22 protein-coding genes are annotated in these 18,992 nt (G+C 62.8%); 17 read left to right on the forward strand and 5 right to left on the reverse strand.

Annotated features, from left to right (window positions below):
- Nucleotides 1-83: 83 nt before the first annotated feature.
- The 16 genes from proB (at nt 84) to HMPREF2996_RS07910 (ending at nt 13,480) form a co-directional block, all read left to right on the forward strand.
- Nucleotides 84-1,244: a glutamate 5-kinase gene (gene proB / locus HMPREF2996_RS07835; protein ID WP_246821823.1), complete on the forward strand. Its 1,161-nt coding sequence runs from the start codon at nt 84-86 to the stop codon at nt 1,242-1,244.
- On the forward strand, nt 1,244-2,173 hold the full coding sequence (locus HMPREF2996_RS07840) for a D-isomer specific 2-hydroxyacid dehydrogenase family protein (RefSeq protein ID WP_070719556.1): 930 nt from the start codon (nt 1,244-1,246) through the stop codon (nt 2,171-2,173). Before proB ends, HMPREF2996_RS07840 begins: the two co-directional genes overlap by 1 nt.
- Nucleotides 2,174-2,188: 15 nt before the next feature.
- Nucleotides 2,189-3,094, forward strand: coding sequence for a D-isomer specific 2-hydroxyacid dehydrogenase family protein (locus tag HMPREF2996_RS07845; protein ID WP_070447849.1), 906 nt, complete (start codon nt 2,189-2,191; stop codon nt 3,092-3,094).
- The gene (locus tag HMPREF2996_RS07850; RefSeq protein WP_070447852.1) at nt 3,094-3,600 is read left to right on the forward strand and encodes a DUF1707 SHOCT-like domain-containing protein; all 507 of its coding nucleotides are present in this window, start codon (nt 3,094-3,096) and stop codon (nt 3,598-3,600) included. Before HMPREF2996_RS07845 ends, HMPREF2996_RS07850 begins: the two co-directional genes overlap by 1 nt.
- A 74-nt stretch (nt 3,601-3,674) precedes the next feature.
- A complete protein-coding gene (locus HMPREF2996_RS07855) occupies nt 3,675-4,943 on the forward strand; it encodes a glutamate-5-semialdehyde dehydrogenase (RefSeq protein ID WP_070719557.1) in 1,269 nt (422 codons plus the stop codon).
- Between the two features lie 190 nt (nt 4,944-5,133).
- A complete protein-coding gene (locus HMPREF2996_RS07860; protein ID WP_070730860.1) occupies nt 5,134-6,039 on the forward strand; it encodes a cutinase family protein in 906 nt (301 codons plus the stop codon).
- A gap of 10 nt (nt 6,040-6,049) precedes the next feature.
- Complete coding sequence (locus HMPREF2996_RS07865; RefSeq protein ID WP_070719559.1) at nt 6,050-6,907, forward strand: cutinase family protein; 858 nt, start codon at nt 6,050-6,052, stop codon at nt 6,905-6,907.
- Nucleotides 6,900-7,517, forward strand: a complete 618-nt coding sequence (nadD, locus tag HMPREF2996_RS07870) for a nicotinate-nucleotide adenylyltransferase (RefSeq protein ID WP_070711108.1) — start codon at nt 6,900-6,902, stop codon at nt 7,515-7,517. Before HMPREF2996_RS07865 ends, nadD begins: the two co-directional genes overlap by 8 nt.
- A 96-nt stretch (nt 7,518-7,613) precedes the next feature.
- On the forward strand, nt 7,614-8,081 hold the full coding sequence (rsfS, locus tag HMPREF2996_RS07875) for a ribosome silencing factor (protein ID WP_070447864.1): 468 nt from the start codon (nt 7,614-7,616) through the stop codon (nt 8,079-8,081).
- Complete coding sequence (locus HMPREF2996_RS07880; protein WP_070447867.1) at nt 8,078-8,776, forward strand: histidine phosphatase family protein; 699 nt, start codon at nt 8,078-8,080, stop codon at nt 8,774-8,776. Before rsfS ends, HMPREF2996_RS07880 begins: the two co-directional genes overlap by 4 nt.
- Entirely contained in the window at nt 8,776-9,564 is a 789-nt protein-coding gene (locus HMPREF2996_RS07885) for a DegV family protein (RefSeq protein WP_070447871.1), read from the forward strand. The genes HMPREF2996_RS07880 and HMPREF2996_RS07885 overlap by 1 nt, the downstream gene beginning before the upstream one ends.
- 104 nt (nt 9,565-9,668) lie before the next feature.
- Nucleotides 9,669-10,271 carry a ComEA family DNA-binding protein gene (locus HMPREF2996_RS07890; protein WP_070719560.1) on the forward strand — a complete coding sequence of 201 codons (603 nt, stop codon included), beginning with the start codon at nt 9,669-9,671 and terminating at the stop codon, nt 10,269-10,271.
- On the forward strand, nt 10,268-11,518 hold the full coding sequence (locus HMPREF2996_RS07895) for a ComEC/Rec2 family competence protein (RefSeq protein ID WP_070711106.1): 1,251 nt from the start codon (nt 10,268-10,270) through the stop codon (nt 11,516-11,518). Before HMPREF2996_RS07890 ends, HMPREF2996_RS07895 begins: the two co-directional genes overlap by 4 nt.
- On the forward strand, nt 11,515-12,462 hold the full coding sequence (holA, locus tag HMPREF2996_RS07900) for a DNA polymerase III subunit delta (protein ID WP_070645334.1): 948 nt from the start codon (nt 11,515-11,517) through the stop codon (nt 12,460-12,462). The genes HMPREF2996_RS07895 and holA overlap by 4 nt, the downstream gene beginning before the upstream one ends.
- A gap of 11 nt (nt 12,463-12,473) precedes the next feature.
- Nucleotides 12,474-12,842, forward strand: coding sequence for an ankyrin repeat domain-containing protein (locus tag HMPREF2996_RS07905; protein WP_046648995.1), 369 nt, complete (start codon nt 12,474-12,476; stop codon nt 12,840-12,842).
- Nucleotides 12,839-13,480 (forward strand): LysE family translocator, encoded by a 642-nt coding sequence (locus tag HMPREF2996_RS07910; RefSeq protein WP_070730862.1) that lies wholly within the window; start codon nt 12,839-12,841, stop codon nt 13,478-13,480. Before HMPREF2996_RS07905 ends, HMPREF2996_RS07910 begins: the two co-directional genes overlap by 4 nt.
- On the opposite strand, the gene HMPREF2996_RS07915 is transcribed toward HMPREF2996_RS07910, so the two are convergent.
- From HMPREF2996_RS07915 to HMPREF2996_RS07930, 4 genes are all read right to left on the reverse strand, one after another.
- Complete coding sequence (locus HMPREF2996_RS07915) at nt 13,477-14,655, reverse strand: type II restriction enzyme (protein ID WP_246823012.1); 1,179 nt, start codon at nt 14,653-14,655, stop codon at nt 13,477-13,479. The two genes, HMPREF2996_RS07910 and HMPREF2996_RS07915, sit on opposite strands and share 4 nt — an antisense overlap.
- The gene (locus HMPREF2996_RS07920; RefSeq protein WP_070645329.1) at nt 14,648-15,457 is read right to left on the reverse strand and encodes a DNA adenine methylase; all 810 of its coding nucleotides are present in this window, start codon (nt 15,455-15,457) and stop codon (nt 14,648-14,650) included. Before HMPREF2996_RS07920 ends, HMPREF2996_RS07915 begins: the two co-directional genes overlap by 8 nt.
- Complete coding sequence (gene rpsT, locus HMPREF2996_RS07925) at nt 15,458-15,721, reverse strand: 30S ribosomal protein S20 (protein ID WP_070447890.1); 264 nt, start codon at nt 15,719-15,721, stop codon at nt 15,458-15,460.
- A gap of 118 nt (nt 15,722-15,839) precedes the next feature.
- Nucleotides 15,840-16,361 carry a type II toxin-antitoxin system PemK/MazF family toxin gene (locus tag HMPREF2996_RS07930; RefSeq protein ID WP_070447893.1) on the reverse strand — a complete coding sequence of 174 codons (522 nt, stop codon included), beginning with the start codon at nt 16,359-16,361 and terminating at the stop codon, nt 15,840-15,842.
- An 18-nt stretch (nt 16,362-16,379) separates the two neighbouring features.
- On the opposite strand from HMPREF2996_RS07930, the gene lepA reads away from it, so the two are divergent.
- The gene (lepA, locus tag HMPREF2996_RS07935; protein ID WP_070447895.1) at nt 16,380-18,227 is read left to right on the forward strand and encodes a translation elongation factor 4; all 1,848 of its coding nucleotides are present in this window, start codon (nt 16,380-16,382) and stop codon (nt 18,225-18,227) included.
- A 246-nt stretch (nt 18,228-18,473) separates the two neighbouring features.
- Here lepA and HMPREF2996_RS07940 read toward each other — a convergent pair whose 3' ends face one another.
- On the reverse strand, nt 18,474-18,683 hold the full coding sequence (locus tag HMPREF2996_RS07940) for a hypothetical protein (protein WP_070719564.1): 210 nt from the start codon (nt 18,681-18,683) through the stop codon (nt 18,474-18,476).
- Nucleotides 18,684-18,992 lie beyond the last annotated feature (309 nt).

Below are 18,992 nucleotides of genomic sequence, written 5' to 3' on the forward strand. Positions count from 1 at the left end.
ACTGAGCCGGTATGTCATCCGAAAACGACAACCAGCTCGACTATCCGCTTCCCCTCGAACCCTTCGAGGGACCAACCCCGGATATGGATTATCCGGAGACGACTACGCTGTCGGAAAAATCCAGCGGTTTCTCCTCACCCCTGCGTGAGGAGATCTCCAAAGCTAAGCGCATCGTCATCAAGATCGGCTCCTCGTCGCTCACCCGCGATGACTTTGTGACCTCCACCGAGAAGATCGACAAGATCGTCGATGCCGTCTGCGCCCGCATGAATGTCTCGGACATCATCATCGTCTCCTCCGGTGCGGTGGCCGCGGGCATGGGCCCGTTGGGTTTGACCACCCGCCCCACCGATTTGGCCACTAAGCAGGCTGCTGCCGCGGTGGGCCAGGTCCACCTCGCCTACGAGTGGGGCGTGTCCTTTGCCCGCTATAACCGCACCATCGGGCAGGTGCTGTTGACCGCGTCGGACGTCGGCAAGCGCGATCGCGCCCGCAACGCTCAGCGCACCATTGATCGCTTGCGTCAGTTGCGCACGGTGCCGATCGTTAATGAGAATGACACCGTCGCGACGTCCGAGATGCATTTCGGCGATAACGACCGCCTGTCCGCGCTTGTGGCCAATTTGGTTGGCGCGGATGCCCTCTTCCTCTTCTCCGACGTGGACGGTCTCTACGACAAGAACCCCGCGGAGCCCGATGCCAAGTTCGTGGAGGAGGTGCGCACCGGTAAGGACCTCAAGGCGGTTGTTGCTGGCGACGGCGGCAAGGTGGGCACCGGCGGCATGGCCACGAAGGTCTCTGCTGCTCGCCTGGCCACGCGCGGCGGCATCCCTGTGCTGTTGACCTCGGCGGACAATATTGGGCAGGCGCTTGACGACGCCTCCGTAGGCACCGTCTTCCACACCCGCGAGGAGCGCCGCCTGTCCGCGTGGAAGTTCTGGGCACTCTACTGCGCGGATACCGGCGGCTCCCTGCGCCTCGACGAGGGCGCCATGGAGGCCGTGGTTCGCGGCGGAAACTCCCTGTTGGCCGTGGGCATCACGGATATCAAGGGTGAGTTCAGCGCCGGCGAGATCGTGGACATTATGGGCCCCAAGGGCCAGATTATTGGCCGCGGTGAGGTGGGCTATGACTCCGTCACGCTGCGCAACCTGCTGGGCAAGCACACCGAGGAGCTGCCGGAGGATATGCGCCGCCCCGTTGTCCACGCCGATTACCTGTCCAACTTCGCGTCCCGAATTTAATGCGTTATTTCATGGGGCCCGATGTGTGGGCAGCAACCGTGGCAGATATCGATGCTGCCGGGCACGAGCGCGTTGAGAGTTTGGAGCAGGCGGAGGTCTTTGTGAACACCGCCTCGGATCCAGCGCAGACCCCGGAGATTCCGGAGAATATCCAGTGGGTGCAATACTGCTTCACCGGGGTCAACCGCCATATCGATGCCGGGCTCATCCGGCGCGATGGCCTGCCGTGGTGCAATTCCGCCGGCGCTTTTGCCAAGCCCGTGGCGGAATCCGCGCTGGGGTTGATGCTCTCCCAAGCGCACCACCACAAGGCTTTCGCCCTGGCAAAGTCGTGGTCGGTGGCGCGCGAGCTTGATGAATCCCAAGCCTGGCTCTATGACCAACAGGGGCCAACACGCGTGCTCATCGTGGGTGCGGGAGGAATCGGCACGCAGCTCATGGCCTACCTTGCGCCCTTTGGCGCGCATATCACCGCGGTGAACCGCTCAGGCCGCCCGGTGGACGGCGCGGACGTAACACTGCCGATTGAGCGCGTTGCTGAGGTATGGGGCGAAGCGGATTTCGTGGTGAGTATCCTGCCGGCGACGGCCGCTACGGAGGCTCTCTTTGATGCCGCTGTGTTCCGCGCCATGAAGCCCTCGGCGGTGTTTATCAATGTCGGCCGCGGCAGCACGGTGGTGACCGATGATCTCGTGGACGCACTGCGCACGGGCGAGATTGCCGGCGCAGGCCTGGAGGTCATGGACCCGGAGCCGCTTCCGGATGGCCACCCGCTTTATGATTTGCCCAATGCCACGCTGACGCCGCACATGGCGGCCTCGGATCACGTGGCCCAGTACCACTTGGGTGCTATCTTCAATGCCAACGCTGCCGCGTGGGAGCGCGGCGAGGAAATGCCCACGCGCGTCGACCCGGACGCCGGATACTAACAAAGGAGGACGTTCATGAAGTACGCCATCGAACCTCACCCCTGGGAGGAAACCATCGAGGTGCTCGATGCCGCAGGGTTTGAGCGCGCTCCGCTTGATGAGGCCTCTTTCCTCATTTACACCGGCAACGGCACTGATTTCCCGGATCCGCTGCCGGAGAACATCGGTTTCGTGCAGATTCCCTCGGCGGGCGTGGATCACGTCTTGGATGCGATGAAGGGCACTTCGGTTCCGTGGTCGAATGCCGCCGGCGTCTATGACAACACGGTGGCAGAATCCACCATCGCGCTGCTGTTGGCGCAGCTGCATGCGCATCGCCGCGTTAATGGCACGTTTGGTTCCTATGCTGAGATGGAGGCACACACTTCCTACCTCTACGACGACAAGACGGTGGCCATTATTGGTGCCGGTGGTATTGGCAAGCGCCTGATCAGCATGCTCTCCGGTTTTGGGCCGCGCATCATCGCGGTCAACCGCTCCGGCAACCCGGTGGAGGGAGCAGAGGAGACCTACCCGATTTCCCAGGTGGACAAGGTCTGGCCGAAGGCGGATTACTTCGTTCTCATCGCGCCGCTGACCCCGGAGACCCGCCATATGGTGGATGCGGAAGCTTTCCAGCAGATGCCGGAGCATGCCGTGGTGGTCAACGTGGGCCGCGGCCCGCTCATCAAGACCGAGGACCTCGTTGCGGCGCTGGAGGCAGGCGAGATCGCGGGTGCGGCACTCGACGTCACCGACCCTGAGCCGCTGCCGGAGGATCACCCGCTGTGGCAGGATAAGCGCGTGGTTATTACCCCGCACATTGCTAATACGCAGCGCTCCGTGCGCGAGAAGATCGGCGCGCATACTATCAAGGTGGCCGAGGCCTTCGCAGCGGGGGAGCGGCTGCCCACCCTGGTTGATCCGAAAGCTGGCTATTAATGGAGAATCCCGAAATCCGAGTCGGCGATGCCGAGCGTTCCGCGGCCTTGGAGCAGTTGAGCCAGCACTTTGTCAACGGCACGTTAGACCCCGATGAATTTGAGCAGCGCACCGGCGAGGCTGCCGCGGCGCGCACGCGCGGGGACGTCGAAAAGCTCTTTGCGGACCTGCCAGAGCTTTCCACCCCCAGCGCCACAGCACCCGCCACCCGCCACGAGGCGGAGCTGGAGGACATGCTCGCCCGCGGACGCAAGGTGCAGATAGTGGATTCCGTCATCTGGTCGGTGGCGATGATCGCGCTCTTCCTGGGCCTCTTCGTCTTTGACTGGAGCTATTTCTGGATCTCTCCCGTCATTGCATTCTTCGCTTCCTGGGCTGCGCGCGGGGTGTTGAAGTTCAGCGAGTCGGATGAAGAGCTCTTCGATGAGCTCACCGAAGGGGAAGAGAAAAAGCGCGCCGAGCGCCTGCGTGCCGCAGCTGAGCGCCGCCGCGAGCTCGAGGCCTAACTAAAGGCCGATCCGCGCCTATAGCTGCACAAAATTCCTGACAAGCGGGCAGACCTTCCGTACGCTGGTATGGCATGAGCAACACCGAACGTGAAGAAGTTCTGTCCAAAGCCCGCGCCGCCAAGGCGGTGGCGCCACAGTTCGCGCAGCTGCCCACCCCGCGCAAGAATGAAATCCTCCACCGCGCCGCTGAGAATCTGATTGCGCACACCGAGGACATCCTTGCTGCCAACCAGCTTGATATCGAGGCCGGCCGCGATAACGGCATGTCCGAGTCCCTCATCGACCGCCTGTCGCTGGACGCCGCCCGCATCGAGGGCATTGCCGGCGGCTTGCGCCAAGTGGCCTCCCTCCAAGACCCGGTAGGGGAGATCCTGCAGGGCCGCACCATGGATAACGGAATCCAGATGAAGCAGGTCCGTGTGCCGCTCGGCGTGATGGGTATGGTCTACGAGGCCCGCCCGAACGTCACCGTCGATGCCTTCGGCTTGGCCCTGAAGTCCGGAAACGTGCCGCTGCTGCGCGGTTCCAAGTCCGCGAAGAACTCCAACGCCAAGCTCGTGGAGCTCCTCCAGGACACCCTCGTGGAGTTCGATCTGCCGCGCGAAGGCGTGCAGCTTCTGCCCTGTGAGACCCATGATTCCGTGCAGGATCTCATCACCGCCCGTGGTTTGGTGGACCTGGTCATCCCGCGCGGCGGCGCACGCCTTATTAACGCCGTGGTGGAAAACGCCACCGTCCCTGCCATTGAGACGGGCACCGGCAATTGTCACTTTTACGTCGACGCTTCGGCTGACCTGGACAAGGCAATCGACATGGTGGTCAACGGCAAGACCCGCCGCACGTCCGTCTGCAATGCCACGGAGGGCGTGCTGATCGACGCCGCGCTGGACGACGCCTCGAAGCTCCGCATCATCACCTCCCTCCAGGAAGCCGGGGTCACCATCCACGGTGATGTCAAGGAGCTCGAAGCCTTCGGAGTCAAGGACGCCGTGGAGGCCACCGACGAAGAATGGCGCGAGGAATTCCTGTCCATGGATATCTGCGCCAAGGTGGTCGACGGTGTCGATGGCGCCATCGCACACATTGCTGAGTACACCACCGGCCACACCGAAGCCATTGCGGCTCAGGACGCCGACGTGCTGCTGTCTTTTGCCAATGAGGTAGATGCTGCAGCGGTCATGCTCAACGCCTCCACTGCTTTTACTGACGGTGAGGTCTACGGCATGGGCGCCGAGATCGGCATCTCTACCCAGAAGCTGCATGCGCGCGGCCCAATGGCTTTGCCGGAGCTGACGTCTACCAAGTGGGTGCTGCAGGGTACCGGCCAGACCCGCCCCTAGAACCAGCTCGAAAAGCTACTCGAAAGCTACTCGAAAAGAATTTTTCGAGTCTGACCTGCACAAAACACTCTACTCGAAAAGTTTTCGAGTAGAGTGTTTCGCCTTGTGCAGGGTTCGTGCCGCGCGGCGAAGGAGGACTGGGTACTCTAAAGCGCGGTAATAGCAAAGAACTGATTGGTGCCTTCCTCTCATGCTGTCCCGCATTGCTTCCTCCGTCGCCGCCGCCGTCGTGGCCGCGGCCGCTCTCATCGTCCCCCACACCATTTCTGCACCCGCCGCGCATGCCGACGAACAGTGCCCCGCCGTGGTGGTCGTCGCCGCGCGCGGCTCCGGCCAGAACGGCCAAATCTACCCCACGCAGTATTCCAACCAGGGTGGCCGAGCCTCCAATGGGTGGGAGGGCGAATCCATCCGCGCCATGCTGCAGGGCGCCGAGGTGCGCTACCAAGCCACTCACGGCGGCAACTCGCTGATGAAGGACGTCTATGTGCTGGGGCTGGAGCCGCAATACTACCCGGCGACGTACCCGGAATACTCTGTTCCGAACGAGTCGGTTCCGAACACCGCGGCTGACCTCGTGCGCTTGGCCACGCAGTACGCCAACCCGGTCATCAACACCGCGGTCTCCGCCATCAACCAGTTCATGTACTCGGTCCAGACCGGCAGGCGCGGCGTTACCAGCGCGGTCAATAACTACGAAGCTTCCACAGGCTGCCATCCGCAATACATCCTCTCGGGCTACTCCCAGGGTGCTATGGTCCTGTCCAACCACGAGCTGGAGCTAGCCCACCGTGGCCAGCTTGCTGGTGTCGTGACCTTTGGTAACCCGCTGACCCGCGCCGGGGATCCGGCCGTTGTCGGCGCGACCCAGGGCGCGGGCGGCCCGATGGGCCACTTCCCGCAGCTGCGTGCCAACGTCAGCCGCGTGGACTACTGTTTGCCGCTCGACGCCGTGTGCGATCTTTCCGCCAACACCCTTTACGCCGCGCAGCCCACCGGAGGCTCCCACGGCCAGTACTTCTTCACCAACCACCAGTGGGATACCCAGGTCTACGATTCCATTGGCCGAATGGTGGATGACGTTCGTTTCCGCTAAACAGGAAAGGGTGAAGTCTCTTTCCTTATCTCTTGCGATATCCACTGCTGTGCTTGGCATGGCAGCCTCGGTGATGAGTGCGCCCGCGGCCTCGGCGGGTGGCGTTGAAACCTGCCCTGAGACCGTGGTGCTTGTCGCGCGCGGTTCGGACCAGAACGAGGAACAAGGCGAATACGTGGGCCCGCAGCGCTACTCCGCGAAGGCTCCAGAATCCACCGGTTTTGAGGGCCGTAACTTCGCCGCTCTGTTCCACCAGGTAGAGCAGCGCCACTCGGGCGCCATGGATGGTGTGTATGTGCTAGCACTGGACTCAGAGGCTTACCCGGCCGCCATGAACTTGCCGCCATTGGCGCAGGAAGGCGAGGACTTAGGCCCGCTGCAGCTGGTCCAGCGAGCGTTTGGGATTCTACAGCAGCACTCTCTTGGGGAGTTGGCTTATTCAGTGACATTCGGGGCCGTCGAGAGTCTGCGCACCGGTGCCCGCAATGCCCCGAAGGTGGTAGACAACTATGAGGCCACCACCGGTTGCCGCCCACAGTGGGTAGCTGCCGGCTACTCGCAAGGAGCGCTTGTTGCAACGAGCGTGGAGGGCCATTTGGCCGAAACCGGGCGCCTGCACGCCATGCTCACCTTCGGCAACCCGCTTCACCAGGTCCCGTGGGCTAAGAACCGCGCCGGGCTCCCAGGGAATCGCTTTGTCGATTACTGCCTAGACGGTGATTTCGTGTGCGACTTTTCCCTCGACGCCGCCAACCGCGCTTTAGCCACCAAAGCGGAGCGTCACGCCTCCTATTTCTTGGGGGAGCCTTCCGGGCAGGACGTGCAGGTCATTGATGCGGTGGCCGGTATACTCACCAGCCATGACTAGTCCACAACGCATCGGCATCATGGGTGGCACCTTCGACCCCATCCATAATGGTCACCTCGTCGCCGCCAGCGAGGTAGCCCACCGCTTCCGCCTCGACACGGTGGTCTTCGTGCCCACCGGCCAGCCCTGGCAAAAGGCCGATAAGCAGGTCACCGCCGCCGAGCACCGGTACCTGATGACCATGGTGGCCACCGCATCAAACCCGCGCTTTACCGTCTCCCGCGTAGACATTGACCGCGAGGGGCCCACGTACACCATCGATACGTTGCGTGATTTGCGCGGAATTTTCCCAGATGCCGAACTCTTCTTCATTACTGGTGCCGACTCGGTGGCGTCCATCATGAGTTGGCGCAACTGGGAAGAGATGCTGGAGATGGCCCATTTCGTTGGCGTTACTCGTCCCGGCTATGAGCTGCGCAAAGACATGCTGCCGGAGGATTCGCAGGATGACATCGAGCTGATTGAGATCCCCGCCATGGCCATTTCCTCCACCGATTGCCGCGCCCGCGCCCAGCAGGGCCAGCCGGTGTGGTACCTCGTACCCGATGGGGTAGTGCAATACATTGCCAAGAACCACCTTTATGGCCCGCACCCGGAAAAGCCCCTGTAGCCTCCGCGCGTCCTTGAGGGGGAATTCGACTAGGAAAATGAGCCTTGTCGTGTAAGACTAGAGTTCTTAAGAAAACGTAACTGTGTAGGGATTGTCATGTCGATTACTGATGAAGCACGCCAGATGGCGGAAACCGCCGCCTTGGCTGCGGATGAAAAGCTGGCCACCAACATCGCCGCTATTGACGTTTCCGACGTGCTGGCGATTACCGAGGTCTTCGTCTTGGCCTCCGCCGATACCGAGCGCCAGGTGGGGTCCATCGTGGAGGAAGTTGAAGACGAGCTGACCAAGAAGGGCTTTGAACCCAAGCGCCGCGAAGGCAATCGTGAGAACCGTTGGGTCCTGCTCGATTACGGCCCCATCGTGGTCCACGTCCAGCGCAACGATCAGCGCGAGTTCTACGGCCTAGACCGCCTGTACCACGACTGCCCGCTTCTCGACATCCCCGGTCTGGACACCCCGGAACGCCCCGGCGAGTGGTCTGATGAAGTCAACCCGCGCGATGTTGAATCGATCGATGAGATTCCCCTGGCCCAGCCAGAGCCGGAAGACGACGAATTATGACCCGCCGCCTCCTCCTCATCCGCCACGGCCAGACCACCTACAACGCCACCGGCCGGATGCAGGGGCACTTGGACACCGAGCTATCAGAGGTAGGCTACTCGCAGGCGCGCGCGGCTGCTGACCTGCTCGAGGGCAAAGACATCACCGCGATCCTCTCCTCGGATCTCATCCGTGCCCGCGACACCGCGGAGATCATCGCTCGTCAGTTGGGGCTTGAGGTGTCCGTCGATAAGCGCCTGCGCGAAACCCACCTGGGTGAGTGGCAGGGGATGACATCGGCTGAAGTGGACGAGCAGTTTCCCGGGGCACGTGCGCTGTGGCGCCACGACCCCACCTGGGCCCCGCCCCAGGGTGAGAGCCGCGTCGACGTGGCTAACCGCGCGCGCCCCGTTATTGATGAGCTCATGCAGAAACATCCGCAGTGGGATGAGGGTGCGGTGCTTGTCGTCGCGCACGGCGGTGCTATTTCCGCGCTGACCTGCCACCTTTTAGGCCTTGAGCACCACCAGTATGGAATCCTCTCCGGGTTGAAGAATACCCACTGGTCGCAGCTGACCGCGCGGCCCGAATTCGATGCCGCTCGTCCGCTGTCCCCGCTGCAATTCACCCCGGAGAACGTCGCCCGCGCCCAGTGGTACTTCGACGGCTGGAACATGGGTGGTGCTGTCGTTGGTGGTGCAGGGGCGGACGTCTAGTGATTCGCGTCGTCACCGATTCCGCTGCGGGCTTGCCGGCGGATATCGTCGAGGAGCTTGGAATCTGCGTCGTCGACTTGCACGTCATGGAAAGCCACGGCAAGGACGGCGCGGAGCTGTCCACCTCGGGTCTGACTGCCCTCGAATTGGCCGCTTTATACGGCCGTCAGATGGAGCGCTCCGGCGATGACGGGGTGCTGGCCATTCACCTCTCGAAGGAGCTGTCCTCGACGTGGTCGGCGGCGGTGACTGCCTCCGGCGTTTTCCCCGATACCGTGCGTGTTATCGATTCCGGTACCGCCGGCATGGCGATGGGCGCGGCTGCGATGGCGGCGGCCAAGCTTGCCCAGGAAGGCGCTTCACTCGACGAGTGCTATGCCGCAGCCATCAATACCCTTGAGCGCGGGCACACCTGGGTCTATCTCAACTCAACGGAGGAGCTTCGCCGTTCCGGGCGCATGTCTGCGGCCACGGCGATGCTGTCCACCGCGCTGCTCGCTACCAAACCCATCATGGCCATCCAAGGCGGCAAGCTGGAGATGGTGGGCAAGACCCGCACCCAAACTAAGGCCTTTACCAAGCTCGTGGACCTGGTGGCCTCCCGCGCGGAGGGCAATCCGGCGTTCATCGCGGTGCAGTACAACGAGGATAAGGTTTCGGCCCGCCGGCTGGAGGACTTGCTGCGCTTGGCGCTGCCGGATTCTTCCTTCATGCTGGTGCCGCTTACCGACGTCCTCTCCGTCCATGTCGGCCCTGGGGCCATCGGCGTCTCCGCAGTCTTTAGCTGACGGCGGAGCCGAGCTAAAGACGTTGTTGATGCCTTCAACAAGTTATCCACAGGCTGCGGCTTAAGCCCTCGACGGGGGTGAGGGCGCTGCGTAGCGTCGCGGGCATGAATGCCATTGCTGATCGCCTCCGTGACCTCACCCGCCCAACCGGCGAAGAAGAACTGCTCAACGTCGATTTCCCGCGCGTGCGCGTGCCACCCTGGCTGGCGCTTGTCGCGGCGGGCGTGGCCGGCGTTGCGCTCCTGGCCTGGCTGGGGATGAGCCGTAGTGCGGAGAACCCCTATGAGGTGGCCGCGCCGAGCAGCGAGGTAGCGGCCGATATCGTGGTCTCTGTCGTGGGGGAGGTAGAGCAGCCGGGGCTGGTGACCCTGGCGCCGGGTGCGCGCATCAACGACGCCCTCGAGGTGGCGCGCCCGCGCGTGCCCACCGATAACCTCAACCTGGCGCAGAAGCTTAACGACGGCGAACAGATCACCGTCGGCGCTCCTGCCGCTGCCCCGGGTGCTGCTGACGATGGCACTATCTCCCTCAACTCGGCTTCCGCCGAAGAGCTCACCGAGCTTCCCGGGGTGGGGCCGGCCACGGCCGCGGCGATCATCGCGCACCGCGAGGAGGTCGGCAGCTTCACCACCGTGGAGCAGCTCATGGATGTCTCCGGCATTGGTCCGGCGAAGTTTGCGCAGCTGAAGGATAAGGTCCGTCCGTGAGGGAACTACGGCTCGTGCCTGCCGCGGTAGTGGCGTGGTTGGCCACGCTCTCAGTGCTTTTCGGCCACCCGTGGCTGTTGTGCGGGCTCGTGCTTTTCGCTTTCGCGCGCGGTCAGTGGCGCGGGCAGGGCATTTTATGTGCGGCGAGCGGAGTCATCTTCGCCGCCCTGGCTTATGTGCGCTCGGTGCGCGCCGCGGGCTTTCACTTCGGCTCGGAGGTGACGGGAAAGCTTGCCGCCGATCCGGTTCAGACGGCATCCGGGTGGATGGTGCGCCTGCGCGTGCCGGGCTACCCGGCGCAGCTGCCGGTCTTCCTCAAAGAAAAACCGGAGGCCTTCGGCGGCTCGCTGGTGACGGTGCACGGCCACCCCGGCCCCTCGGATCAGGTTGGCGTGGGTACAACCGTCTTTAGCGGCGAGCTCACCGCGCACGCCCATAGCTGGACGGCAGCGGTGGCAGAAAACTTCCGCGCCGTGTGCGATAACGGCCTCATCCCCGGCATGGTGCTGGGCGATACCAGCCTGCAAAGCCCCGAGGACAAGCAGCTCTACATCGATACCGGACTATCGCATTTGAGCGCCGTGTCCGGATCCAACGTTGCCATCGTGTGTACCGCGGCCGCGTTGGTGGTGTCGGGGCAGCGGGTGCGGGTGGGGGCGTCGGCAAGCGCGTTGGCGTTATTCGTAGCGCTGGTGGGGTGGGAGCCCTCCGTCCAACGCGCCACCGTCGCCGGGCTGGCGGGTCTAGTAGCGGTGCTGAACTCTTCGAGGATGGAACCGCTGCACGCGCTGTCCCTCGGGGTGCTCTTCCTACTGGCGGCGGATAGCGACCTAGCCGTCAGCTTCGGCTTCGCGCTTTCCGTGGCGGCCACCGCCGGCATCGTGGTGCTCAGCCCCCTGTTGCTACGGGTGCTGGGGACTGGCATCGTTGCGCGAGCCTTCGCTGTGGCCATTGCCGCGGATATCGTGACCATGCCGCTCATCGCGTTGATGACCGGGCGGGTCTCGGTGGTTTCTGTGATTGCTAACGTGCTGGTGGCACCTGTCGTGCCGGTCATCACAGTCGTGGGCCTCATCGCCGCCGCGCTCGCGCAGGTGGGGCTGGGCAGGCCGCTTGTTATCCTCATCGAACCGCTGGCGGATTGGATCCACCTCGTTGCCTCTTCCATGCCGGTGACCACCGTGGCGGCGGGGCCCGTTGCGATGCTCCTTCTCTGTGGGTGGGTCATTGCGGCGTTGCTAAGATGACAGGCATGTCTTCAGCCCCCGTGCACCTCATTCTCGGCGATGATGAATTCCTGGCCGAGCGCGCCCGCCTGAGTATCCAACACGGCGAGGTAACCAAGCTCAAGGCCTCCGAGGTGAGCGAAGGCGAAATCCTGGAAGCGACCAGTCCGTCGTTGTTCGGGGAAGACCGCGTCATCGTCATCAGTGACGTGGAGAGGGCCGGCAAGGAGGTCACGAAGATCCTTCTCGATGCCTGCGCCAACCCCATGCCTGGTATCACGCTCATCCTGATGTACTCGGTGACGGCGAAGACGCTGAAGAAAAAGAAGAAGCCGCCGGAGCTCATCGCGGCGCTGCGCAAGACGGCCGAGGTGCATGAGGTCTTCTCCCTCTACCCGAACGAGCTCGCGCAGTGGGCCACCCGGGAGTTCGCCTCGCACGGGGTGCGCCCCACCCCGGATGTGGTGCAGGCGCTTCTCGACGGCGTCGGCTCCGACCTACGCGAACTCGCCTCCGCCATCTCCCAGTTGGTCTTCGATACGGGGGGCAAGGTAACCCGCGAGGCGGTGCACGCGTATTACGTGGGCGTGGCTGAGGTAGCCAACTGGGATATTGCGGATGCTGCTGTGGCTGGCCGCGTGGAGGCGGCGGTCTCCACGTGCCGCCGGGCGCTGCAGTTGGGGGCGAGCCCTGTGGCCATCGCCTCTGCTCTGGCCAACAAGGTGGGCAACATCGCGCGCCTCTACTCCGCGCGCGGGGATCAGTACTCGCTGGCCTCCCAGACCGGGATGGCGCCCTATGCGGTGAAGCTCACGCAACCCGTGGCGCGGCGCTGGTCGGGGGAGAATATCACCAAGGCCGTCATCCTCATGGCGGAGCTGGATGCTGCGGTCAAGGGACAAGGCGGCGATGAAGATTTCGCCATCGAGGCGGCCGTTAAACGGGTGGCGGAGCTGGCGCGCTAGACTAACCCTCCATGGATGATATCCAGAACTTTGCTACCAAGCTTTTCGACTTTGCCCGTAACGGCGATGCCACGCTGCTCGAGTACATCAAGCAAGGCGTCAACGTCGACATGGTGAACCAGGACGGGCAGTCCTTCATCATGCTTGCCGCCTATCATGGACATGCGGAGCTGGTACGCCAGCTCGCTGCGGCGGGGGCCGACGTCAACCTCCTCAACGATCGCGGCCAGTCGCCACTGGCCGGGGCGATTTTTAAGAAGGAGGACGCGGTGATCGACGCGCTTCTCGACGCCGGCGCCGACCCCTCCGCCGGCCAGCCCAACGCCCTCGACTCCGCCCGCATGTTCGGCCGTGAGGACCTACTCGAGCGCCTGTCATGAGCTGGTCCGCGTTTGCGGCCATTCTCCTGATGAACCTCGTCGGTGCGGCAGCACCCGGCCCCGACATCGTCCTGGTGACGCGCTATGCTACGCGCTCGCGCCGCCACGCCATCGCGGCAGCAACCGGCATCCAGGTGGGCGTGCTGTTCTGGTGCACGCTGACCGTGTTCGGCGCGGCCGCCCTGCTCACCGCCTTCCCCGGCGTCCTCTCCCTGATTCAGGTGATTGGCGGTTGCTTCCTCGTCTTCATGGGCGTGCTCTCCATCCGTTCCGGGCTGGAGCTGCGCAAGCAACCGCCGGTGGATGAGGAAGAGGCGGCCGCTCGCTTGGGCTCGGTGGGCAAGGTCTTCCGCACGGGTTTGGCCACCAACCTGTCCAACCCGAAGATCGTGCTCTTCCTCGCCGCTATGGTCGCCCCGTTGTTGCCGCCGCACCCGCCGGTGTGGGTATCGGTGGCGCTGGTGCTGAGTTTGTCGTTGTCGAGCTACCTGCTCTTCGTCTTCCTCTCGACGGTCATTTCTACCCGCGCGATTCGCCGCCGTCTGTTGGCCGCCGGACCGTGGATCGATATCGGTTCCGGCGTTTTCTTCGTGGTGGCTGGCTGCGCCCTGGTGTGGGCCGGCATCCAGGCCGCCTAGGCCTGGTTGAGGAGCTCCGCCAGCCACTGCGACCACGCCGCGACCGTGCCGGAGCGGCGGCGCAGGGTCGTATCGTTGAGTCCCAGATTGGCCGCGCGCATGAAGATCATTGCTTCTTCTTTATTCACCGCTCGGCGGGTAGTCACGACGTGCTGCACCATGTCCCGGAGCACCGGCCGGGAGGCCAGCGCCTCGATGAGGGTGAGGTTGCGTTCATCGCGCGTGCCGCTGAGCTTGCTTAGGCCTAAGTAGCGGGCGGCGTTGGTGTAATAATCCGCCTGGCGCGGGGTAAAACCAAATTCCTCGGGCATCTCCGCTTTGTCCACTGGGTTCTCCAGCAGGCTGATGACCCGCGCGAAGGAGTCCGCCTGCGGGAAAGGAACGCGCGTTCCTTCAACGTGGGTGCGGGCTAAGACCGCGCGCACCGTCGCCTCAGTTACGCCAGACTCGCCCAAAACATAGCGCGCCGCGCTGACCAGCTCGATGCTGCGGAAGTCCTCCGGCTGCCTAAACGCGTAGCGGTAGAAGTGGAAGATACCGTTGGAATAGACCACGTAGACCGGCACGACGTCCTTCTCCAAGGCCAGCGAGAAGCGCCGGAAAGGGAAGTAGAGCTGGCGGATGTTGAAGTCGGGGGAGAGGTGGTTCTTCGCCTCCACGAGCACGAGGTGCTCGGCGGACTCGAAGCCGGCATCAATCTCCATCTGGGCGCGGTCCACCACCACGTCGCGCCCGCCGATACGCATGGGCAGAGTGAGCGTCGACATGCGCCCGCTGACCGTCGGCACCAGCTCACCGCCCAGGAAATCATCGAGCATGCCGCTTAAGCTCGCCGCGGTGAGTGCGGCGGCCTCCGAGGTCAGGTTCTCGAAGTCAATGGACTTAATGTGGCGGGGAACCGGCATTGACTTCAGCGGCCCGGCTTGCTCCGGGAAAGGCTGGTACAGGTCAAAGCGGCCAATGAGATAGGCATCGCGGCGAATTGGCAGCATGGATAACCCGTGCTCTCGAAAGACCTCGGGGCGCGCTGCCGAAAAGTCATGCTTGGCCATCAACCGTGGCTCGCGGCCCGATAGCTCCTTAATCTTCGCGGCGGGCAATATCGCGAAACCCTGGTCCGCGATGTCGGCGGCGATGTGAGGGTAGACGAGGTCCCAAGCGGCGTCGTTAAGCATAATTGCGCACGAGCACCTCATCGACCTTGCCGCGCTTCGAGGCCACGGAATTGACCGCGCGCGTGGCACCCACAATGTCGATGCGGTAGTCCGCGTACAACTCCTTGATGAAGTCCGTCGCCGAATTCGACAGCAGGAACTTCACCCCGCGGGCGTTGAGGTCGTCGCAGGTTTCCTTCAGCCGAATCTGGTCCGCGCGGCCAAAACCACCCGACTGGTAGCCGGTGAAATTGCTCGTGGGGTTGACCGGATCATAGGGCGGATCGAAATAAACGAAATCCCCCTCGTTGGCCTCCACCGCAGCGTAGTCGCCGTTATAAAACGTCACGTCGTGGGTGGACAAGTACTCCGAGACTGCGCGCAGATTGGGTTCATCGCAAATCTTCGGGTTGGCATAGCGGCCAAACGGGGCATTGAACTGGCCGGCGTTATTCACCCGGTAAAGCCCGTTGTAGCAGGTCTTATTCAAATAAATCGTGCGGGCAGCCCGTTCGACAGGGCTTAAGTGCGCAAAACCCGGCTCACGGTCGCGGGCGCGCATCTCGTAGAAGAAATCCGAATCATTCGGATAGCCCTTTAACAGGGCGATGAGCTCGTCCACGTTATCGCGGACCACCTCGTAGACGGTGATGAGCTCGGTGTTCAGGTCATTAACCCGGGCGCGCTCGGGCGCCAAAGAAAAAAGGACCGCTCCGCCGCCCAAGAAAGGCTCGACATAAGTGTCGAAGCTCTCGGGCAGCACGGAGTGGATAACGGGCAGCAGTTGACGCTTTCCCCCGACCCACTTCAGGAGCGGTTTCATTTAGGCCATCTTGTTGAAGGCGGTGGCCATGCCGGACTTCTTGTTAGCCGCGGTGTTGCGGTGGAAGACGCCCTTAGACACGGACTTGTCCAGTGCGCGGGAGGCAACGCGCAGCTGCTTCTCGGCTGCAGCCTTGTCGCCAGCGGCGACGGCCTCACGGAACTTGCGGATCTCGGTACGCACGGCGGAGCGTACGGACTTGTTGCGCTGACGAGCCTTCTCGTTGGTTAGGATGCGCTTCTGCTTGGACTTGATGTTTGCCATCGTTATACCTCTTAGAGTCGTAGGAATGTGCAACCGAGGAAGGCGGACCCAAGGTCCTGACCGCCAGCGTGCCCCGGCATCCCAAAAAATTTAGCAGGGCGCGGGCCGAATCCCCAAATCAGGCCCAGTGATAACGCGAGCGTAGCCGGTTGGCAATGCGTTCGAAGCGGCGTTCTGGGAAGAGTGTGCCTTGCCGGCGGCATTGTTCCTCGGAGATTTCCAGCACGCGGTCCATCCGCACCCAGCACTGCCGGCCGGATTCGTCCCATTCGCCGGTGCCGATATCGAGCCATTCCTCCTTGTTGGCGTGGCCCGGGTTGGAGGAGATGAGCAGGCCCAGCACGGTGGTGCGCGTGCGCGAGACAATCAGCACGGCGCGCTCGCGCGGCGGGGATTGCTTGCCATCCGAGGGCGCCCATACCCACACGACTTCCCCGGAGTCTGCCTGCCCGTCCATGTCGGGGGTGAAGAAGACGCTGCGCGGGTGGGCGTCAGCGCACTCGACGCGAATGTCGGCGGCTTTGCGGGGTTCCGTCACGGAATCATTCTGGTTTAGTCCTAGGCCTTCGGTGATGCGCTCGAGACCGACGTCGACAGGCTCAGGGCCTCCGATACCGAGAATGCGTGCCAACCTAGACATGTCGTCTATTCTAAACACATGTCTACAAACTTCGCGGCCACTACGTTTACGGATCCGTCCAAGATCCGAAACTTTTGCATTATCGCCCACATCGACCACGGCAAGTCGACGCTGGCTGATCGCATCCTGCAGTTGTCGCAGGTGGTGGAGGAGCGCGACATGCGCGACCAATACCTCGACAACATGGATATCGAGCGTGAGCGCGGCATCACCATTAAGGCGCAGAACGTGCGCCTGCCCTGGATTCCTCAATCTGGTGCCATGAAGGGGGAGGAGATCGTCATGCAGATGATCGACACTCCCGGCCACGTGGACTTTACCTACGAGGTCTCGCGCGCGCTCGAAGCCTGTGAGGGCGCCATCCTGCTTGTCGACGCCGCCCAAGGCATCGAAGCCCAAACCCTGGCCAACCTCTACCTGGCCATGGAAAATGACCTGGAGATCATCCCGGTCCTCAACAAGATTGACCTGCCGGCAGCCGATCCGGAGAAGTACGCCCTGGAGATTGCCCACATCATCGGCTGTGAGCCGGAAGAGGTGTTGCGCGTTTCCGGCAAGACCGGCGAGGGCGTGCCGGAGCTGCTGGATAAGGTGGCGGAGCTTATCCCGGCACCGACGTCCGAGTTCGGCGAGGATGCCCCGGCCCGCGCGATGGTCTTCGACTCCGTTTACGACACCTACCGTGGCGTGGTGACCTATATCCGCATGATGGACGGCAAGCTGACCCCGCGCCAGAAGGTCACCATGATGGCCACGGGTACCAACCATGAGCTGCTGGAGGTGGGCATTGTCAGCCCGACCATGCAGAAGTGTAAGGGGCTGGGCCCGGGTGAGGTGGGCTACCTGATTACTGGCGTGAAGAACGTGCGTGAGACCAAGGTGGGTGACACGATTACGTGGGCGTCGAATGGCGCGAGCGAGCCGCTCAAGGGCTATGCCGACCCGAACCCTATGGTCTACTCCGGCCTGTTCCCCATCTCCCAGGCAGACTTCCCGGACCTGCGTGATGCGCTGGAGAAACTGCAGCTTAACGACGCCTCCCTCACCTTCGAGCCCGAGACCTCCGTCGCCCTAGGCTTCGGCTTCCGCTGTGGCTTTTTAGGCCTGCTGCACATGGAAATCACGCGCGACCGTCTGGAGCGCGAGTTTGGCTTGGACTTGATTTCCACGGCACCGTCGGTGACCTACCGCGTGGTGGCGGAGGATGGCGAGGAGTCCATGGTGCACAATCCGTCGGACTGGCCCAGTGGCAAGCTGCGTGAGGTCTACGAGCCGATTGTGAAGATGACTATCATCGTGCCGGAGGAGTTTGTGGGCCCGACGATGGAGCTGTGTCAGTCCAAGCGCGGCCAGATGGGCGGCATGGACTACCTGTCTGAGGACCGCGTGGAGCTGCGCTACACCATGCCGCTGGGTGAAATCATCTTCGACTTCTTCGACATGTTGAAGTCCCGTACCAAGGGCTACGCTTCCCTCAACTACGAGGAGGCTGGCGAGCAGCTGGCGGACCTGGTGAAGGTGGATATCCTGCTTAACGGTGATCCGGTGGATGCCTTCTCTGCGATTGTGCACCGCGATTCCGCGCAGTGGTACGGCAATAAGATGACGAAGAAGCTCAAGGAGCTCATCCCACGCCAGCAATTCGAGGTGCCCGTCCAGGCGGCGATTGGTTCGAAGATCATCGCGCGTGAAAATATCCGAGCGATGCGCAAGGACGTGTTGGCCAAGTGCTACGGCGGCGATATTTCGCGTAAGCGGAAGCTTCTGGAGAAGCAGAAGGCCGGTAAGAAGCGCATGAAGTCCATCGGCTCCGTGTCCGTGCCGCAGGAGGCCTTCGTCGCGGCGCTGTCCACGGACGCTGAATAAGGAAGCCGTCGCCCGCAGCATGGCATCGGGCCTGCAAAAGCCATCAGCGTGGTCACGGCCGGCACTGGTTGCACTGACGGCGCAGGCCCCACGCCCACGCGCTGGCGGAAGTTCACCCCCCGCTCCGGCTCACCCACGTCGAGGGCGGGATTGGTCCGCATGAGCTTGCATGATCTAGCTCTGTGGAAGGCAGAGCCCAACAGGCACTCAGCTCTGCGTATTGCCTAGTTTGGTGCTCCGGCTGGGTTACTCGGCGTTGAATGAGTAGCTGCCGGTGAGCTGGTTGTGGATTGTCACCGAGTAGTTCTGGCCGTTGGCGTTGGCACCTTCCACAAGCATGTCGAGCTCTTGGGCGTTGTAATAGCGGCTCAGACCCACGTACAGGATGAGCAGGAGGAAACCGCCCACTACTGCAATAGTGGTGACAATCTTCCACGAACTTACTGGGTTGGTCACGAATAGCCCTTTCCTGGGTAAGAGTCTTTCCTGCAGGTACAAACACGATAACAAGCGGGACAGTGCGTCTTGTCCCTTAACGGGCTGTGGGTGCACCTACAGCATGGGGCCAGTGGGCGGGAGGCAACTGGTGTTCATCGAGATCCCCGTCAACCATCTTCCAGTCTTCGGGTGCGCTGTCCCTGGGATCGTCGAGGCCCCGTCAGTCTGGCTTTGGTTGGCGCGTCTCATCCTTTAAGGGCTTAAACCCGGCCTTACTGTCACTGCCGTTGCATCTGGGTGGCGGGTTTCTCCTTTAAGGGCTTAAGA

The sequence above is a fragment of the Corynebacterium sp. HMSC066C02 genome, assembly GCF_001814945.1.
GTDB classification, from domain to species: Bacteria; Actinomycetota; Actinomycetes; order Mycobacteriales; family Mycobacteriaceae; genus Corynebacterium; species Corynebacterium aurimucosum.

Coding starts and splice junctions, on each gene's coding strand:
- proB (WP_246821823.1), top strand. CDS start 84: ATGGATTATCCGGAGACGACTACGCTGTCGGAAAAATCCAGCGGTTTC.
- HMPREF2996_RS07920 (WP_070645329.1), bottom strand. CDS start 15,457: ATGAAACCGCTCCTGAAGTGGGTCGGGGGAAAGCGTCAACTGCTGCCC.
- HMPREF2996_RS07910 (WP_070730862.1), top strand. CDS start 12,839: ATGAGCTGGTCCGCGTTTGCGGCCATTCTCCTGATGAACCTCGTCGGT.
- HMPREF2996_RS07840 (WP_070719556.1), top strand. CDS start 1,244: ATGCGTTATTTCATGGGGCCCGATGTGTGGGCAGCAACCGTGGCAGAT.
- HMPREF2996_RS07855 (WP_070719557.1), top strand. CDS start 3,675: ATGAGCAACACCGAACGTGAAGAAGTTCTGTCCAAAGCCCGCGCCGCC.
- lepA (WP_070447895.1), top strand. CDS start 16,380: ATGTCTACAAACTTCGCGGCCACTACGTTTACGGATCCGTCCAAGATC.
- HMPREF2996_RS07880 (WP_070447867.1), top strand. CDS start 8,078: ATGACCCGCCGCCTCCTCCTCATCCGCCACGGCCAGACCACCTACAAC.
- HMPREF2996_RS07890 (WP_070719560.1), top strand. CDS start 9,669: ATGAATGCCATTGCTGATCGCCTCCGTGACCTCACCCGCCCAACCGGC.
- HMPREF2996_RS07930 (WP_070447893.1), bottom strand. CDS start 16,361: ATGTCTAGGTTGGCACGCATTCTCGGTATCGGAGGCCCTGAGCCTGTC.
- rpsT (WP_070447890.1), bottom strand. CDS start 15,721: ATGGCAAACATCAAGTCCAAGCAGAAGCGCATCCTAACCAACGAGAAG.
- HMPREF2996_RS07915 (WP_246823012.1), bottom strand. CDS start 14,655: ATGCTTAACGACGCCGCTTGGGACCTCGTCTACCCTCACATCGCCGCC.
- rsfS (WP_070447864.1), top strand. CDS start 7,614: ATGTCGATTACTGATGAAGCACGCCAGATGGCGGAAACCGCCGCCTTG.
- nadD (WP_070711108.1), top strand. CDS start 6,900: ATGACTAGTCCACAACGCATCGGCATCATGGGTGGCACCTTCGACCCC.
- HMPREF2996_RS07905 (WP_046648995.1), top strand. CDS start 12,474: ATGGATGATATCCAGAACTTTGCTACCAAGCTTTTCGACTTTGCCCGT.
- HMPREF2996_RS07860 (WP_070730860.1), top strand. CDS start 5,134: ATGCTGTCCCGCATTGCTTCCTCCGTCGCCGCCGCCGTCGTGGCCGCG.
- HMPREF2996_RS07845 (WP_070447849.1), top strand. CDS start 2,189: ATGAAGTACGCCATCGAACCTCACCCCTGGGAGGAAACCATCGAGGTG.
- holA (WP_070645334.1), top strand. CDS start 11,515: ATGACAGGCATGTCTTCAGCCCCCGTGCACCTCATTCTCGGCGATGAT.
- HMPREF2996_RS07850 (WP_070447852.1), top strand. CDS start 3,094: ATGGAGAATCCCGAAATCCGAGTCGGCGATGCCGAGCGTTCCGCGGCC.